This is a genomic window from Kaistella rhinocerotis, from assembly GCF_030243905.1.
Classification (GTDB): Bacteria; Bacteroidota; Bacteroidia; order Flavobacteriales; family Weeksellaceae; genus Kaistella; species Kaistella rhinocerotis.
The window spans coordinates 463,630-479,519 of record NZ_JASSYY010000001.1 but is presented as its reverse complement, the minus strand read 5'-3'; the positions used below and the strand labels follow the sequence as shown (position 1 = coordinate 479,519).

The window sequence follows — 15,890 nt, the reverse complement described above, 5'->3', positions numbered from 1 at the left end:
TTGTTATTCACAATCCCGAAACTTAGCTTCCCACAATTTCACCTCCATTCGGATGCAAAACCTGGCCGGTCATATACGACGAATCTTCACTTGCCAAAAACAGGAAACAAGTGGCCACCTCGCGTGGCTCACCGGCGCGCTTCATCGGCACATCACTGCCAAATTCAGCCACAGCCTCTTTTGAAAACGTGGAGGCAATAAGCGGTGTCCAGATAGGGCCGGGTGCTACCGCGTTGACCCGAATTCCCTTCTCCGCAAGATTCGCGGAAAGACTGCGCGTGAAGGAAAGAATCGCGCCTTTTGTTGCGGCATAATCAATCAGATGGTCACTTCCACGATAGGCGGTAACCGACGTTGTATTGATGATACTGCTGCCTTTTTTCAGGTGTGGCATCGCATTTTTGGTCAGCCAGAAAATGGAGAAAAAATTAGCATTAAACGTGATCATCAACTGTTTTGTGGTGATATCTTCTATGGAATCAGCTTCCCAGTGTGTTCCCGCATTATTAATTAGGATATCCAGTGAACCAAACTTTTTTAAGGTTTTACTGATCACCTTTTTACAATGCGTTTCGTTGCCCAAATCACCTTCGATAAGAAGGCATTTACGACCGAGTTTCTCTATTTCTTTCTTCGTTTCTTCGGCATCTGCAGTTTCGTTCAAATAAGCAATCGCAATATCAGCGCCGTGTTCTGCGAACAGCAGTGCAGTCGCACGTCCGATGCCGCTGTCACCACCTGTGATGAGAGCAACTTTTCCCGATAATTTATCGCCCGCAAGCGCAGGCTGACTTTTAGGTTTGGGTTTTAGGTTTTTTTCCAAACCCGGTTTAGCCTGCGACTGCTCGGGACGGATTTTCTTTTTTGAATCTTTCTGCATTGCAATTAATTTCTATTTCTAGTAAAAAGCCAAAGAATTAAACCAATCACTGCAACTACAAGTATAATTCCCCACCACATACCGGCTTCGAAGATGGTTCCTATGACATCGCAACCCGTTAAAGTCATTAATGCTACTGTCATTAAACTGAATAATGTGAACTTTTTCATAATCTATTTTTTTAATGTTAGTTTATTGTTTTATACCCGATTATTATCCGGCCGCCATTTTGTGATGCCTTTTTTAATTTCATCGCCAGAGATATTTTCCGAAAGCGCGCGCTTGACCAAAACCTTAAATTCCTCATCATACGCAAAACGCAGTGCGGCCATTTGAAGGAAATTGAGTTTTTCAGCAACTTCATCCGACCTTTCGCCAAAAATTTCAAAGTAACGTTGCTTAAATTCAAGCCTGATAATGCGGTCCTGATTTCCAAGTGCATAATGCTGGCGCAGCATGATTGCCAAATATGAGATGAGAAATACAACCACGGAAAATAAGATCCAAATCAACTGGTTATCCTCATCAGTAAAAATATTCCATACACCTACGATCAGCAAAATCATCAGCAGCGGCAGGAAAATAAAATGGTGTGGCGCGTAGTACTTTTTGTGGTTGTTGTAGTTCTGTGTCTGCATATTGATGCATTATCAAAAATGCTTCCAAAGCCACTGTAAAACATGATTTGAAGAATATTCCGAAGCAAATTTCAAGATTCTGCAAGTAAACCGATCGCTTTCAGCATGTCAAAACCCGGCCCGAGTACAGGTTTGAACAGGTCGCCTTTGGCCTGAACGCGTTCCTGGGCATTCTCAATATTAAAATCGGTGGGCGAAAGACCTGACTTAAGTTCATCCCATTCAACCGGCATAGAAACCGGCGCGCTGTTTTTGGGTCGCAGACTGTAAACGCTTGCCAGCGTCTGGCCGCGGCGGTTTTGAAGATAATCCAGGTAGATCTTGCTTTTGTCGCGTTTCTGAAGTGCACGTTCAAGGGTGGTGATTTCGTGCAGTTCCTGCTGAACCATCTGCATCATCAGATGTGCAAAATTTTTCACCTGCTCAAAAGTATATTGTGCACCGGTTGGTACATAAATATGAATTCCGCTGGAGCCGGAAGTTTTGCAGAAACCTTCAATTCCACCTTTATCGAGGACTTTTTTCACTGTTTGCGCCGTGAGAATGACCTCTTCAAAGGTGTTGTTTTCAGACGGATCCAGATCAAGCACAAGATAATCTGGCTGGTCTGAAGTGCTCGCACGGCTCGTCCAAACATTCAGTTCGATGCAACCGAGATTGTTCAGATAAGCAAGCGTAGCTCGGTCGTTACACAGGATATAATTGATCAGTTTGTCATTAGATTCTGAATAGACTTTCTGCGTTTCAATCCAGGACGGAGTTTCATCTGATGCATCTTTTTGGTAGAAACTCATGCCATCAATCCCATTAGGAAAACGGTTCATCGACTGTGGCCGGTCTTTGAGATGGGGTAGGATGTACTCCGCCATGCTTTGGTAATAGGCGATCAAATCACCTTTCGAAATGCCATCTTTCGGGAAATAAATCTTATTTTGGTTGGTAAGCCTCACCTTCTCGTCGCCAAAATTGGTGAGTTCCTCCGCTGTCTTTTTCGGTGTATTTTTTATTGGGACACTGTCTGGAAGTTCAGTTTCAGTCTTTAATTTTTCCTCAGGTTTAGCGGTGTCTAAATCTTCAGGTCTAAGGTCTTCCCGCAAGCGTAAAAAAACCGGATGTCTGAAAATATGCTCCTCGGTAGTTTCGGTAAATTTAATTTCAGCAATAAGTTCTGGTTTGAGCCAGGTTGCGGTATCATTGGTTTTCGGTACTTCAGAAAAAGGTGATTTTGCAGTGATCAGCGGCTCCATCTTTTTGTGCAGTTCAGTCAGCGTCTTGTCACTGAAGCCGGTTCCGGTGTGACCGCAAAATTTCAGTTCACCATTGGAATACCGGCCTAATATTAGCGAACCGAATTTCTTCCGTCCACCTTTTGGCGCTGTGAAACCGCAAATCAAGACTTCATCAGTTTTCATGCTTTTAATCTTGAGCCAGTCGCCTGTTCGGGTGCCGCGCTGATAAGTACTGTCCGTTTTCTTGGCGATCATCCCTTCCAACTGCAGGCTTTCCACAAGCCGATAAAAATCTTCGCCTTTTTCGAGGACGTGATCGTGATATTTAATGACATCAGTTTCCACCAATGCCTCTTTCAGCAACTCTTTCCGCTGCAGCAAAGTCATGTTTTCCGTAGAATGCCCGTTAAGCCAAAGCAGGTCGAAAACCTGATAGATGACGATCAAATTGGGGTTTTCCCCGATGCGCTGCAGCCACTGGAAATTCGGTTTTCCCTTATCATCGTAGGCTACCAGTTCGCCATCCAGGATCATTTCATGCTGCTGAAGCTTAAGCGAATTGCTGATTTTTCTAAACTTTTCGGTGTAAGATAAACCGTTTCTGGAGTAAATCTGAATTTCATCTCGTAGGTCAACGATGGCGCGATATCCGTCCCATTTAATCTCAAAAGCCCACTCAGGTGAGCTGAAGGGCTTTTCGGTGGTTCCGCACAACATCGGAGTGATGAAATTTTTCAGTTTTTTTTCGCCGGCGAGGGCAGGTGTATAGTTTTTAAAACCTTTTAATTTGTGCGTTTCACTACCGCTTTGACTTTTTTTTTTGCTCTGAAGATATTCAGAGACTTTTGAGTCAGGGCTCGTATTTTCCTCCGCGTCGTAATGATCGGTAGCGAATTCGTCTCTATGTTTGATGAGCAGCCACGGATTTCCTTCTTCCGAATTCTTGATTTTCACCAGTGCAAATTCGCCATGCAACTTTTTGCCATGCATGACGATCTTGATCGAGCCGCTTTCGAGTTCGCCTTGCATCACCAGATCATCACTTTTATTTTTGATCTTTTTTAATGGTTCGTAAGTGCCTTCATCCCAGATTTCCACCACGCCCGCGCCGTAGTTTCCGGCTGGAATGGTGCCCTCGAAGGTGCGGTAATCAAAAGGATGGTCTTCCACCATCATCGCCAGACGTTTGTCTTCTGGGTCAAGCGATGGACCCTTCGGTATGGCCCAACTTTTTAGGACGCCATCCATTTCCAGCCTGAAATCATAATGAAGTCGGCTTGCGGCGTGACGCTGCACCACAAACTTCAGTTTACCTTTCGAGCTTTTCAGTTCGCCTTCCGGTTCGCTGGTCTGCGAAAAGTCGCGCTTTTTATTGTATTCTTCGAGGTTTTTCATTGCATTATGAATCTATTCCAGTTATCCGGCCTTTGCTTTTCCCGCTTCAAGACTGGCTTTCAACTGTGCCATAAGATCTGTCGCTTTTGATGAAACTTCTTCTTTCGGCTCGATTTTCTTGGTTTTACCTTTTGATTTGGCTTCGATTATCTTCATCAAGTCCTCATTATAGGTATTTTTAAATTTTTTCGGATCGAATTTTGTCGCGCGCTGTTTGATCAGCGATTCTGCCATTTCCAACTCATCGTTATTGGGTTTTTTCGCAGAAGGAACCTTCAGGTCTTCAAAACTCCGGATCTCCTCGGGATAACGCATCCGGTTTAGGATCAAGATTTTATCTTCATAGGGTCTTACCAGACAGAGGATTTCTTTTTCCCTTAAAATAAATGTTCCTATGCCGGCCATTTTCGTTTTGATCATGGCATTCAGCAGCAGTTTGTACGCATCTTCTCCATTTTTTTGCGGTTCCAGAAAGTAAGATGACTCGAAGTAAACACTGTCAATCTCATTTATATCCACAAACTGTTTGATGTTCAGCAATTTGCTCTTTTCCGGATTCACCTGTTCGAAATCTTCCGGCGTCAGCACGATATACCGGTCCTCGAGTTTGTAACCTTTCACGATATCTGCGTATTTCACTTCTTTTCCTGTGGTTGCATTTACGCGTTTAAAATTGATGTTTGAAAGGTCATCTTTATCGAGCATATCAAGGTCGAGATTGCTTTCGCCGGTTGCGGTGTAAAGTTTGATAGGGATATTTACCAATCCGAAGCCGATGGCTCCATTCCAAATTGCTCTCATACTCGTGGTTTTGAATGGCTGTATCAAAAACTCTTCCAATCAAAAAACGAAAAAACTTTAAACAATCGTCAAATGAAAATTGCAACTTATAATGTAAATGGTGTGAATGGCAGGTTGCCCGTACTGCTGCGTTGGCTAAGTGAAACACAGCCGGATATTGCCTGTCTGCAGGAACTGAAAGCGCCACAGGAAAAATTCCCTGAGGAAGCAATCCTCGAAGCGGGTTATGAAGTAGTTTGGCTCGGCCAGAAAAGTTGGAATGGTGTGGCTGTACTTTCGAAGATCGGGAAACCCCAGGTGTCCAGAACGTCTCTTCCCGGCGATGATTCGGACGAAGCAAGCCGTTATCTTGAAGTGAAAGTGAAAGATTTAATTATATGCTGTCTTTATCTGCCGAACGGAAACCCTGTGCCGGGTCCGAAATTCGATTACAAACTGCATTGGTTTGAACGGCTGGACGCCCATGCGGAAATGCTGATCAATTCCGGTAAGAAAGTGGTACTCGCAGGTGATTTTAATGTGATACCAACCGAAAACGACGTGTACAAGCCGGAAAAGTTTAAAAGCGATGCCTTGTTTTTACCCGAAGTTCGCGAAGCGTTTCACAATCTGATTGGTCAGGGCTGGACGGATGCGATCAGGCATCTGTATCCGAATGAAACGATCTACACCTTTTGGGATTATTTCCGCAATGCTTACCAGCGAAACGCCGGCATGCGGATCGATCATTTCCTGCTTTCGCCTGAGGTTTTGCCCCAACTCAAAAAGGCTGGTGTTGACACCGATGTCCGGGGTTGGGAAAAATCCAGTGATCATGGGCCAGTGTGGATCGAACTTAAATGAAATTATTAAATTTAAATAAAAAAGAAAGACGTCTTCCTCGTGGGAGACGTCTTTCAATTAAAATCAAAAATCTTAATCCAAACCACCTTTTCTGGTTGGCTCTTTCACTTCGGGCCACTTCATCCGCTCGCCAGTACGTGAGTCAACCGGAAGTTTGATCTTCTCGCCGGATGCTTTTTCGGGATCTTCACTTGCCATGTAAGTCAGGATCGCGATAAGCGCCACGTTGCTTTTCACATCATCAAAAACAATCTTATCATACGTATCGCGATTGGTATGCCAGGTGTAATTTCCATAGCTCCAGTTCAGCGACCCGAGCATAAACGCCGGAACCCCTGCCGCTACAAACGACGCGTGATCTGATCCGCCACCACCCGGAAAGCCTGGGAATGTAGTCTTTATATCTTTTGTGAGTTCTTTCGGTACTGCGTTCAGCCATCGTCCTAAATAATCATAAGCGTGTAAAAAACCCTGTCCGCTGATATTTGCGATACGCCCCGTACCGTTATCCTGATTGAAAACCGCCTGGATTTTTGGCATTTGGTCTTTATGTGCAGAAACGTAACCGCGTGAGCCGTTCAATCCCTGCTCCTCGCTGCCCCAAAGGCCTACAATGATGGTGCGCTTGGGATTTGGGTACAGTTTTTTAAGAATTCTTGCCACTTCCATCATTGTGATAGTTCCGGTTCCGTTGTCGGTAGCGCCCGTACCGCCGTCCCACGAATCGAGGTGAGCGGACAGAATGATGTATTCATCCGGCTTTTCCGAACCTTTGATTTCCGCCACGGTATTGAAAGTCGGCGCCGTTCCGCGGTCTTTGGAATTGGCTGTGATTTTAAGTTTCGGTGTGGTTTTGTGCTGAATCATCCGGTAAAGCTGTCCGTAATCTTCAAGCGAAATATCAACCACCGGAATCTTTTTTGTGCCCGCGGAGAAAATTTTATTCACGCCAAAACCTCTGGACCAGTTCGAGGAAATGATTCCCGCCGCGCCGGCTGCTTCAAGCTTAGCATTCAGCGTGCGAGAAGTTTCTCCAGTAGCTTTTATTGAGTTTTGCCATTTTTCAGAAGCTGCTTCAGAATCCTTTTTCATTTTTTCAAATGATTCAGGTGTGGCAAATTCCTTCCAGTTATATTCCGGGCGTCCCGTAGACTGATACTGAGAAACCATTACAAATTTGCCTTTAACGGTTGGGAGCCAGGTTTGAAACTGTTCTGCGCTGGTAAATTCTGGCAACATCACTACGTCCGCTGTAACGCCTTTTGATCCGGTTGCCGGACTGAAGGCCAGTTGCATTCCTTCAATAGAACGGTTGTGTGGCGCTACCATTTCGATAGTGGAAGTTCCTCTTTCCCAGGATTTCCATTCACCCCATTGCTCGTTTTTGGCGTCGATGCCCCAGTTTTTAAATCTTTCAACCGCCCAGTCGTGCGACTGCTGCATTTTCGGGCTACCGACCAAACGGGGCCCAATGCCATCGAGAAGTTCATACGCAAGCTGCTCGAGCTGCGAATTCTGGTAAGTCTCATTCATGATTTTCTTCACCATCGGATCGGTGGTCTGCGCATTCAGGTTTGCGGCAAACACCGTAGAAAGCATCATTGCTTTAACGTAATGTCTCATTATTAATAATTTTTGCGATGAAGATAATAAATTTAAGCCACGTTTTAAAACGAAGTTGTGCTGCAATCGGTTCTGGAAAGGCTTTCCTAAAGCTAATCGTGCTGTATTTTTTCCATAAAGGCATACGTTTCGCTGTGTTTGAATTTTTGTAATCTTAAAGGAAATGACTAATTTCAAACCTTTCAATAATAATCTTTAATTAAAAATTAAGCTATGAATTTAATTATCCGACTTCTGATTACGGCTGTTGTAGCGTTCTTTCTGACTAAAATTCTGTCCGGTGTACATTTCGAAGGATTTTCTACCGCGATTGTGTTTGCAATCGTTCTCGGTGTCTTAAACCTTATCGTAAAGCCGATCCTGAGCATCTTAGGTTTGCCGTTGACAATCATCACACTTGGATTATTCTCGTTCGTCATCAATGCTATCGTGATTCTGATCGCCGATTATTTCATTGACGGAATGGTGGTTGACGGCTTTTGGTGGGCTTTGATATTCAGTATCGCACTTTCGCTGATTACGTCATTGCTTGGCGGGATCGCCGGGTCATCAGATGATTAAATCAAATATTTAAATATTAAGATTTAACCTGAAAATCGCGCGGTGTAACCATGTGGTGAGCTTCTATGCTTGCTTTGCTTCCATGCCACTTTCTAAGAGTTGAAAGTTTAACATCATTTCCCGCGGGAACATGAGATGTTTCCCGAGATTCTGCGCACACCGATTTTAGGTGTACCTTAATTTTTTATCTTTGTGCAGCACCGTCGTGCTATGCAGCACTTCATCATTTAATATATCCTTTATGAACTTTAAAAACTCATTGCTCGCGCTGGCCGCGCCTTTTCTAATGAACGCACAGAATGTGATGACGCCCGAAACTTTGTGGACACTTAACAAGATTGGCGTCAGCGCCGTTTCCCCCGATCATTCTTCACTGATCTATTCCGTTGGGAAGACCGATTTGAAAACGGAAAAAAACAATAAGACTAATTTTTTCTTTAACATTAAAAGTGCGGAAACTACCTCACTTGATTTAGGCAAAAAATCGCTGATACAGTGGGATGCAAACGGTTTATATGCTTCAGAAGGTGGTAAGATTTTCATTTCTAAAGATGCTGGAAAGACGTGGAATGAATTTTACAATATTGGCGATGTGGATAACATCGTAGTTTCTCCCGATGGGAAGAAGGTAGCGTTCAGCAAGCAGGTTCTCGTTGAGACCGTCCTCGGGAAAGACAAATACAAGGACGTTCCGAAATCTACCGCGCACATCTACACAGACCTCAATCACCGCCATTGGGATTATTTCAATGAAGGAAAATACAACCATGTTTTTGTGGTGAATGTGGCTGATGATGTGTCTTCAGCTAAAGATTTGCTCGAAGGAAAGCCCTGGGATGCACCGCAACGGCCATTTGGTGGCGCTGAAGATTTCATCTGGAGTCCGGATTCAGCGCAGCTTTTATATGTAACCAAACCTTTAAGCGGCGCTGAATATGCGAAATCGACCAATACCGATATTTTCGTCTATGAGTTGGCGAACGGTATCACGACCAATTTGACAGCCGATAACAAAGGTTATGATGTAGGGCCGAAATTTTCGCCCGACGGCAAGACGCTTTTGTGGCAATCTATGGCGCGCGACGGTTATGAAGCTGATAAAAATGACGTGAAAATCATGGACTGGAAGACACGCAAAGTGCAGAATCTCACGCAAAACTGGGATGAAAGTGTAGTTGGCGATGTTTTCTGGACAAAAGATTCGAAAACAATTTATTTCACGACCGCATTTCGTGGAACGCGCCAGCTGTTTTCATTAAATCCGAAAAATGCAAAGATCCAGCAGATTACGAAAGGAGACTTTGATGTTACCGAAATTTATGCGCAGGACAAAAACTCGCTTCTGGTAGGAAGAACAGACATGAATCATAACGCTGATCTCTTCAAAGTAAATTTGAAAAATGGTGAAATGGTGCGTGCGACGGACATCAATAAAGAGAATTACGCAAAGATCACACCTTCACGAACCGAACTTAAAATGGTGAAAACCACGGACGGTAAAGAAATGGGCGTGTGGTTCATTTACCCACCGAATTTTGATGCTTCAAAAAAATATCCAACCTTGCTTTATTGCCAGGGCGGACCTCAATCTGCGCTTACGCAGACTTTCAGCACACGTTGGAATTTTGCGCTGATGGCCGCTAACGATTACATCATCGTCGCACCTAACCGTCGCGGAATGCCAGGTTGGGGTACGAAATGGAACGAACAGATCTCTCAGGACTGGGGCGGGCAGGTAATGCAGGACTATCTGGCAGCTACAGATTACGCCAAAACACTTCCTTACGTGGATGGTGACCGAATGGGTGCCGTGGGCGCAAGTTACGGCGGATACAGCGTGTTTATGCTGGCCGGTATCCACGAGAACCGTTTCAAGACTTTCATCGCGCATGACGGGCTTTTCGATATGCAATCCTGGGCATTGACCACTGAAGAGCTTTGGTTTGCAAACTGGGATATCGGAAAACTCACGGACAAACCTTTGCCGAAAGCCTTCACCGATTTTAATCCGATCAATTTCGTGGATAAATGGAACAAACCTATCATGATCATTCAGGGTGGAATTGATTATCGTGTGCCTTACGAGCAGGGCCAGGAAGCTTTCCAGGCGGCAAAACTGCACGGTCTGAAAGCGAAATTCCTGTATTTCCCGAATGAGAACCACTGGGTGCTGAATCCGCACAATGCACTTGTTTGGCAACGCGAATTCTTCGGATGGCTGAAAGAAACACTTTAAAAACAAAAAATGGCTTTTGAGATTTCAAAAGCCATTTTTTTATGCGAAATATTTAAAATTATAGCTGTACTCTAATCTTAAATCCTGAAGAGATACGCACCGTCAGCTGGTCTGCAGTGGGCGTGGAAGCCATCACTTCAAAGATGAGTGAGTTTTCGTTGGTCCTGAAATAATTGATCAGTTCCTCATCCACGACCGTGAATGTGATGGTATCAGGATTTGTGTTGTCGTAGGCAGTAGCGATCAACCTTTCCGGTTGATTGGGCGCTTTCACATAGATTCTTGCATTTTTGATGGCATTTAATCTTGTATCAAGCGTTGAACTTACAAAGTCAACTTTCAGTGTGCTCAGTTTTACCGATTTCAGGTTGTTGATAGAGTAGTTGGGGTTGTTTTCTTTAATTTTTGCATCAAGATTGATGTTCATCGGGATTTCCGGTGTACGTGTATATGTGGTGGTACTCACCGCCGCAAGCGGCACGGGAACATTAGTGGAATACGGCACGTCAAACGGTGGCAGAGCGTCCAGAACGGTATTTACGATATCGCGGCAGCTGCTCACGATCAGCATGGCGAATAATCCGAAGATCAGTGATAACTTTTTCATAACATAAATTTTTATATTTTTAGGTCTTACATTTATCATTCCATTTTTTTTTATTCTGATTTAAAAATATATGGCGAACCGCATCACATCTTTTCCTCCGATCATTTCCGAAACCTCCAAGGTGCTGATTCTCGGTTCCGCGCCTGGAGTAAAATCGCTTCAAATGCAGCAATATTATGCGCATCCGCAAAACCAGTTTTGGAAGATCCTGTTTCACTTATTTGAGGAAGAATTTCAGAATGATTACGACGCCAGAAAGCAGCTTTTAGCCAAATATGACATTGCACTTTGGGACGTCATTGATTCTTGCGAGCGTGAGGGAAGTTCGGATGCGAAAATCCGGAAAGAGGAACATAATGACGTACTTCAGCTTATTTCCGATTATCCTAATATAAAAGCTGTTTTCAGCAACGGGCAAAAATCGTCGAAAGAAGTTCAGAAAATACTAGGAAAGGATTCGCAAATTCCGTTTGGGGTTTTGCCTTCTACAAGTCCGCTTCATACCATCGGTTTTGAGAAGAAACTGGAAGCGTGGAAAGTCATTAAAACATTTTTATGAAAAAATCTTTACTTGTATCATTAATGTTATTCTGTGCAGGCATAAATGCACAAACCTACGCATTCGATTTTCTCACTAAATATTAGCTGAAAACTAAAGATCCAAAACACGAAGGGGAATCGGTAAATTATTTTAATTCTGATGATTTCGCTTATTATATGCATTTAGTGAAAGGTCCGGATTCTTTCCGTGCATTATTAACCGACAGAGGAAGAATGCTCGCACATCGCTTTACCGTTACAGAAAGTAAGGTAAAGGGCGAAATATATTTTAGCTTCACGTACGATTCTTCATTTAAACTGAATGGTAGATCAAAAGAGACTGAAAAAAGAATTGAATTTATGGAGGTCCCGGGTTCAACTCACCAGGTCCTGATGAAGAAATACACCTCAAAAAAAGCCAAAAAACCAGAGTCCGAGGAACGGCTAACTTTAAGTCCTGCCAATAAGAACCTCTTCCGAATGTACAGCATCAGCCGCTCGAGCGAGGTTGACTACGGAATCAATTATCCGGGGAACCATATTGTAACCCGCGCCGAAATAACTGAAGGCAAGGAGAATTGCGAAGTCGTACTCGATGAATATATGAATGTTGACCTTGTATTGACGCTGCCTACAGAACTTAAATTCTAGGCAGAATTCAAAAACTTGACTTTCCTCTTTCAAAACCGTATCTTTGCAGGCCGAAAATTTTCCTTTCGGGCACTAATTTTTAAACCGTAATTTAAAAAAATGAAGACATCTGATTTTAACTTCCACCTGCCGGAAGAGCTTCTGGCCGAACATCCTTCTGAACACAGAGACGACGCAAAACTGATGGTTTTGGACCGTAAAACTGAAACCATCGAGCACAAATATTTCCGTGATGTGGTAGATTATTTCGAGGAAAAAGACCTTTTTATCTTTAATAATACCAAAGTATTCCCGGCAAGACTTTATGGAAACAAAGAAAAGACCGGCGCGAAGATCGAGGTTTTCCTTCTTCGTGAGCTTGACCGCGAAACCCGTGTTTGGGACGTTTTGGTAGATCCGGCGCGCAAAATACGTATCGGGAACAAACTTTTCTTTACTGAAGACGAATCGCTTGTTGCGGAAGTTATTGACAACACAACTTCACGTGGACGTACCTTAAGATTCCTTTACGACGGATCTTATGAGGAATTCCGAACCAAACTGAAAGAATTAGGTGAAACTCCACTTCCAAAATATATAAAAAGAGCCGTAGAACCGGAAGATGCAGAGCGTTACCAAACAATTTACGCAAAGCATGAAGGTGCTGTAGCTGCGCCAACGGCCGGGCTTCACTTCTCGAAAAACCTGATGAAGCGCCTTGAGATAAAAGGAATCGATTTTGCCGAAGTGACACTTCACGTTGGTCTTGGAACTTTCAATCCAATTGAAGTTGAAGACCTGAGCAAGCACAAAATGGAGTCGGAAGAAGCGATTATCGACCAGAAAAATGCGGATATCATCAACAATGCAGTAGCTGAGCAGCGACGCGTTTGTGCCGTGGGAACTACAACGATGCGCGCACTGGAAACCTCGGTATCATCAAATAAGAAAATCGGGCCTTACCACGGTTGGACGAACAAATTCATCTTCCCACCACATGATTTTGGTGTAGCCAATTCAATGATAACGAACTTTCACACGCCTAAATCTACGCTGCTGATGATGATTGCTGCGTTTGCGGGGAAAGACTTCCTGATGCATGCTTACGAAGAAGCCATCAAAAACGAGTACAAATTTTACTCGTACGGTGATGCAATGCTGATTCTTTAAGAAATTATAAATTATTGATTTTAAATTTTGGATTAAAGGAACAGACCTTTTTAATCCAAAATTTAAAATCTAAAATCTAAAATCAGGTTTGAAGGACATCCGCACCTTATCTCTCGAAGATTTACAGAAATATTTCGTAACGCTCGGTGAAAAACCATTCCGTGCGAAGCAGGTTTATGACTGGCTGTGGAGTAAGAATCTCCACTCCATCGAGGAGATGACGAATCTTTCGAAAGAGTTGCGGGAGAAAATTGCGCTTGAATATACCATCAACCCGATTTCGGTTGACCTTCTGCAAAAATCCAAGGACGGAACCATTAAAAACGGCGTGAAACTTCACGACGGTCTATTGGTAGAATCTGTTCTCATCCCTACAGAAACGCGCACCACTGCTTGTGTCTCATCACAGGTGGGATGTTCGCTCAACTGTGAATTCTGCGCTACTGCAAAACTGAAAAGGATGCGGAACCTGGAAGTTGCGGAAATCGTAGATCAGGTCGCACTTATCGATCAGCAAAGCAAAATGTACTTTGATCGGCCGCTCTCCAATATCGTTTTTATGGGCATGGGCGAGCCTATGATGAACTATAAAAACGTGGTGGAAGCCATCAGGAAAATCACTACACCCGAAGGTTTAGGCATGTCACCAAGACGGATCACGGTGTCAACCTCGGGCATACCGAAAATGATAAAGATGCTAGCGGACGAAAATCTGCGTGTGAACCTGGCACTCTCACTCCATTCTGCTATCGAAAGAACCCGGAACGAAATAATGCCTTTTTCTGAAAAGTTTCCACTGACGGAAATCATGGAGGCATTGCAGTATTGGTATCAAAAAACCGGCAATCCGGTCACTTACGAATATTGCGTTTGGGGTGGAATAAATGATGATGACGAACACATTAAAGCCTTGATCAGGTATTCTAAAAAAGTACCGTCAAAAGTAAATTTGATTCAGTATAACCCGATTGGTGAAGGAAAATTTGATCACAGAAGTGTGGAAGCCGAAGAAAGATACGTCCGCGAACTTTCAAACGCAGGAATCAACGTGCTTGTGCGCCGCAGCCGCGGTGGCGATATAGATGCGGCATGCGGACAGCTTGCCAATAAAGCAGGTGACTGATGTTTTCGCACAAGGGTAAAACCCGCACAGAAAAGCATAATCTGGCGATCGCTTCACTTTTAAGTTTTGTGGCCGGGCTTGTGAATGTTGTCGGTTTCTTCTCTGTAAATACGCTCACAACCAACGTTACCGGTCATTTCGCATTTTTTGTTGATGAAGCTTTTCACAGGAATATCTATCTGGCATTTAACGCCGCATTTTACGTCTTTTCCTTTTTCGCCGGCGCATTTTTCTCAAGTTTCGTCGTAGAAATTTATCTCCGCCGGCGTGAGAATCTAATGTACGTAATTCCTACACTTGTTGAAGCATTTATTCTAATTGGCTTCGGTCTGTCGGGCAGTTGGCTGGTGGAAAACAATCCGGATATTGTGGCTTTTGCGCTTTTATTCGCGATGGGAATGCAGAATGCACTGGTGACCACCATTTCGAATGCAGTTGTCCGAACAACCCATCTCACGGGACTTTTCACCGATATGGGCATAGAATTTTCCCAACTTTTCTTTTACCGGGACCGTGCAAACCGCGTTAAACTTTTAAAATCGATCCGGCTGCGTCTCACAATCATCTGGATGTTTTTTGCAGGTGGCATCGCGGGCGGTTATTTGCATTCCGAATTCGGATTAAACGCGCTTCTGTTCGGTGCATTTCTTCTGTTAGCCGGCCTTCTTCTCGATTTTATTAAAATCCGTATCTTGCTCAGAAGACATGCAAACAATGTATAGACTGTTCATTTTCTCGTCCCTTTTTCTCCTACAAAGTTTCACGGCACAACAGACCGAATTTTTTAAACTTAAAAAGTATCAAACTGCGGTCTTCAGTGACGCGTTAAAGGAAAATTCGGGTCTGAGCTTCTTTAATGGTAAACTTTTCACCATCAATGATGGCGGTAATGCTTCCGAGATATTTGAGATTGATCCAAAGTCCGCAAAAATTAAAAACAGCCTTCAAACATCAGTAAAAAACCTGGACTGGGAGGCCATTGCGAGCGATTCTGTGTCCTTGTATGTTGGTGATTTCGGTAACAATGCGGGCACACGGAAAGATCTAAAGATTTACAGATTTAAGGCCGATAGTCTGCTGCGGAATACCGATTATCAGCCCGAAAACATTAGCTATTACTACCCCGAACAGACCGATTTTACAAGGCGTATCATCAGCAATGATTATGATGCTGAAGCGATGATTTATCTTAACGGTAAAATCCACATTTTTACGAAAGAATGGGCTTCCAGGGCGACAAGTCATTACATCATCGATCCCACTTTAAAGTTTTCCCAGCCAGCCCAGAAAACTGAATCGTACAACACCGGTTTTGTGGTGACTGACGCTGACTATTACGAAGGCAAGCTGTATCTCATTGGTTATACAAAATCCACTGAAGTTTACCTCATGATATTTGAAGAATCTCAACCCGGCGTATTTTTCGACAAACTTTTAAAGAAATATTATCTCGGCTCCTCAGTAAGTTTAGGACAAATTGAAGGTATTGCAGCTGATGACCACGGACTTTATATTTCCGGCGAAGAATTCCGGCATCCGCTGGGAAAGGTGAAGCCTCGGTTGTATTTTGTACCGCATGAAAAACTGAGGTAAGCTGCGATGGCATTTGGGTTG

16 protein-coding genes are annotated in these 15,890 nt (G+C 43.7%); 9 read left to right on the top strand and 7 right to left on the bottom strand.

The window, feature by feature from the left end; all coding sequences use genetic code 11:
* Positions 1-22: 22 nt before the first annotated feature.
* The 5 genes from QEP06_RS02205 to ku form a co-directional block, all read right to left on the bottom strand.
* Positions 23-880: a glucose 1-dehydrogenase gene (locus QEP06_RS02205; RefSeq protein ID WP_285268885.1), complete on the bottom strand. Its 858-nt coding sequence runs from the start codon at positions 878-880 to the stop codon at positions 23-25.
* A gap of 5 nt (positions 881-885) precedes the next feature.
* A complete protein-coding gene (locus QEP06_RS02200) occupies positions 886-1,050 on the bottom strand; it encodes a phosphatidate cytidylyltransferase (RefSeq protein ID WP_251833280.1) in 165 nt (54 codons plus the stop codon).
* A gap of 30 nt (positions 1,051-1,080) precedes the next feature.
* On the bottom strand, positions 1,081-1,518 hold the full coding sequence (locus QEP06_RS02195; RefSeq protein ID WP_285268884.1) for a DUF6526 family protein: 438 nt from the start codon (positions 1,516-1,518) through the stop codon (positions 1,081-1,083).
* Positions 1,519-1,589: 71 nt separating this feature from the next.
* Positions 1,590-4,142, bottom strand: coding sequence for a DNA ligase D (ligD, locus tag QEP06_RS02190; protein WP_285268883.1), 2,553 nt, complete (start codon positions 4,140-4,142; stop codon positions 1,590-1,592).
* Between the two features lie 21 nt (positions 4,143-4,163).
* Positions 4,164-4,943 (bottom strand): non-homologous end joining protein Ku, encoded by a 780-nt coding sequence (ku, locus tag QEP06_RS02185; RefSeq protein ID WP_285268882.1) that lies wholly within the window; start codon positions 4,941-4,943, stop codon positions 4,164-4,166.
* 72 nt (positions 4,944-5,015) lie between these two features.
* On the opposite strand from ku, the gene xth reads away from it, so the two are divergent.
* A complete protein-coding gene (xth, locus tag QEP06_RS02180; RefSeq protein ID WP_285268881.1) occupies positions 5,016-5,786 on the top strand; it encodes an exodeoxyribonuclease III in 771 nt (256 codons plus the stop codon).
* A gap of 72 nt (positions 5,787-5,858) precedes the next feature.
* On the opposite strand, the gene QEP06_RS02175 is transcribed toward xth, so the two are convergent.
* The gene (locus QEP06_RS02175; protein WP_285268880.1) at positions 5,859-7,409 is read right to left on the bottom strand and encodes a M20/M25/M40 family metallo-hydrolase; all 1,551 of its coding nucleotides are present in this window, start codon (positions 7,407-7,409) and stop codon (positions 5,859-5,861) included.
* A 213-nt stretch (positions 7,410-7,622) separates the two neighbouring features.
* Between QEP06_RS02175 and QEP06_RS02170 the strand changes: the two genes are divergently transcribed.
* Both QEP06_RS02170 and QEP06_RS02165 read left to right on the top strand, forming a co-directional pair.
* Positions 7,623-7,970, top strand: a complete 348-nt coding sequence (locus QEP06_RS02170) for a phage holin family protein (protein WP_285268879.1) — start codon at positions 7,623-7,625, stop codon at positions 7,968-7,970.
* A 241-nt stretch (positions 7,971-8,211) separates the two neighbouring features.
* A complete protein-coding gene (locus QEP06_RS02165) occupies positions 8,212-10,206 on the top strand; it encodes a S9 family peptidase (protein WP_285268878.1) in 1,995 nt (664 codons plus the stop codon).
* Between the two features lie 58 nt (positions 10,207-10,264).
* On the opposite strand, the gene QEP06_RS02160 is transcribed toward QEP06_RS02165, so the two are convergent.
* Complete coding sequence (locus tag QEP06_RS02160) at positions 10,265-10,813, bottom strand: hypothetical protein (protein WP_285268877.1); 549 nt, start codon at positions 10,811-10,813, stop codon at positions 10,265-10,267.
* Between the two features lie 70 nt (positions 10,814-10,883).
* Here QEP06_RS02160 and QEP06_RS02155 point away from each other — a divergent pair, with 70 nt between their 5' ends.
* The 6 genes from QEP06_RS02155 (at position 10,884) to QEP06_RS02130 (ending at position 15,869) form a co-directional block, all read left to right on the top strand.
* Entirely contained in the window at positions 10,884-11,372 is a 489-nt protein-coding gene (locus tag QEP06_RS02155) for a DNA-deoxyinosine glycosylase (protein WP_285268876.1), read from the top strand.
* Positions 11,373-11,530: 158 nt separating this feature from the next.
* The gene (locus tag QEP06_RS02150) at positions 11,531-12,004 is read left to right on the top strand and encodes a hypothetical protein (protein ID WP_285268875.1); all 474 of its coding nucleotides are present in this window, start codon (positions 11,531-11,533) and stop codon (positions 12,002-12,004) included.
* A gap of 99 nt (positions 12,005-12,103) precedes the next feature.
* Entirely contained in the window at positions 12,104-13,153 is a 1,050-nt protein-coding gene (gene queA, locus QEP06_RS02145; protein ID WP_251833291.1) for a tRNA preQ1(34) S-adenosylmethionine ribosyltransferase-isomerase QueA, read from the top strand.
* A gap of 88 nt (positions 13,154-13,241) precedes the next feature.
* Positions 13,242-14,276, top strand: coding sequence for a dual-specificity RNA methyltransferase RlmN (gene rlmN, locus QEP06_RS02140; RefSeq protein ID WP_251833292.1), 1,035 nt, complete (start codon positions 13,242-13,244; stop codon positions 14,274-14,276).
* Positions 14,276-14,998 (top strand): YoaK family protein, encoded by a 723-nt coding sequence (locus tag QEP06_RS02135; protein WP_285268874.1) that lies wholly within the window; start codon positions 14,276-14,278, stop codon positions 14,996-14,998. The genes rlmN and QEP06_RS02135 overlap by 1 nt, the downstream gene beginning before the upstream one ends.
* Entirely contained in the window at positions 14,991-15,869 is an 879-nt protein-coding gene (locus QEP06_RS02130; RefSeq protein WP_285268873.1) for a hypothetical protein, read from the top strand. The genes QEP06_RS02135 and QEP06_RS02130 overlap by 8 nt, the downstream gene beginning before the upstream one ends.
* Positions 15,870-15,890: the final 21 nt, after the last annotated feature.

Bases quoted from the DNA above. Each gene is read 5' to 3' on its own strand.
- QEP06_RS02205 (WP_285268885.1), bottom strand. From the start codon at position 880: ATGCAGAAAGATTCAAAAAAGAAAATCCGTCCCGAGCAGTCGCAGGCT.
- QEP06_RS02200 (WP_251833280.1), bottom strand. From the start codon at position 1,050: ATGAAAAAGTTCACATTATTCAGTTTAATGACAGTAGCATTAATGACT.
- QEP06_RS02195 (WP_285268884.1), bottom strand. From the start codon at position 1,518: ATGCAGACACAGAACTACAACAACCACAAAAAGTACTACGCGCCACAC.
- ligD (WP_285268883.1), bottom strand. From the start codon at position 4,142: ATGAAAAACCTCGAAGAATACAATAAAAAGCGCGACTTTTCGCAGACC.
- ku (WP_285268882.1), bottom strand. From the start codon at position 4,943: ATGAGAGCAATTTGGAATGGAGCCATCGGCTTCGGATTGGTAAATATC.
- xth (WP_285268881.1), top strand. From the start codon at position 5,016: ATGAAAATTGCAACTTATAATGTAAATGGTGTGAATGGCAGGTTGCCC.
- QEP06_RS02175 (WP_285268880.1), bottom strand. From the start codon at position 7,409: ATGAGACATTACGTTAAAGCAATGATGCTTTCTACGGTGTTTGCCGCA.
- QEP06_RS02170 (WP_285268879.1), top strand. From the start codon at position 7,623: ATGAATTTAATTATCCGACTTCTGATTACGGCTGTTGTAGCGTTCTTT.
- QEP06_RS02165 (WP_285268878.1), top strand. From the start codon at position 8,212: ATGAACTTTAAAAACTCATTGCTCGCGCTGGCCGCGCCTTTTCTAATG.
- QEP06_RS02160 (WP_285268877.1), bottom strand. From the start codon at position 10,813: ATGAAAAAGTTATCACTGATCTTCGGATTATTCGCCATGCTGATCGTG.
- QEP06_RS02155 (WP_285268876.1), top strand. From the start codon at position 10,884: ATGGCGAACCGCATCACATCTTTTCCTCCGATCATTTCCGAAACCTCC.
- QEP06_RS02150 (WP_285268875.1), top strand. From the start codon at position 11,531: ATGCATTTAGTGAAAGGTCCGGATTCTTTCCGTGCATTATTAACCGAC.
- queA (WP_251833291.1), top strand. From the start codon at position 12,104: ATGAAGACATCTGATTTTAACTTCCACCTGCCGGAAGAGCTTCTGGCC.
- QEP06_RS02135 (WP_285268874.1), top strand. From the start codon at position 14,276: ATGTTTTCGCACAAGGGTAAAACCCGCACAGAAAAGCATAATCTGGCG.
- QEP06_RS02130 (WP_285268873.1), top strand. From the start codon at position 14,991: ATGTATAGACTGTTCATTTTCTCGTCCCTTTTTCTCCTACAAAGTTTC.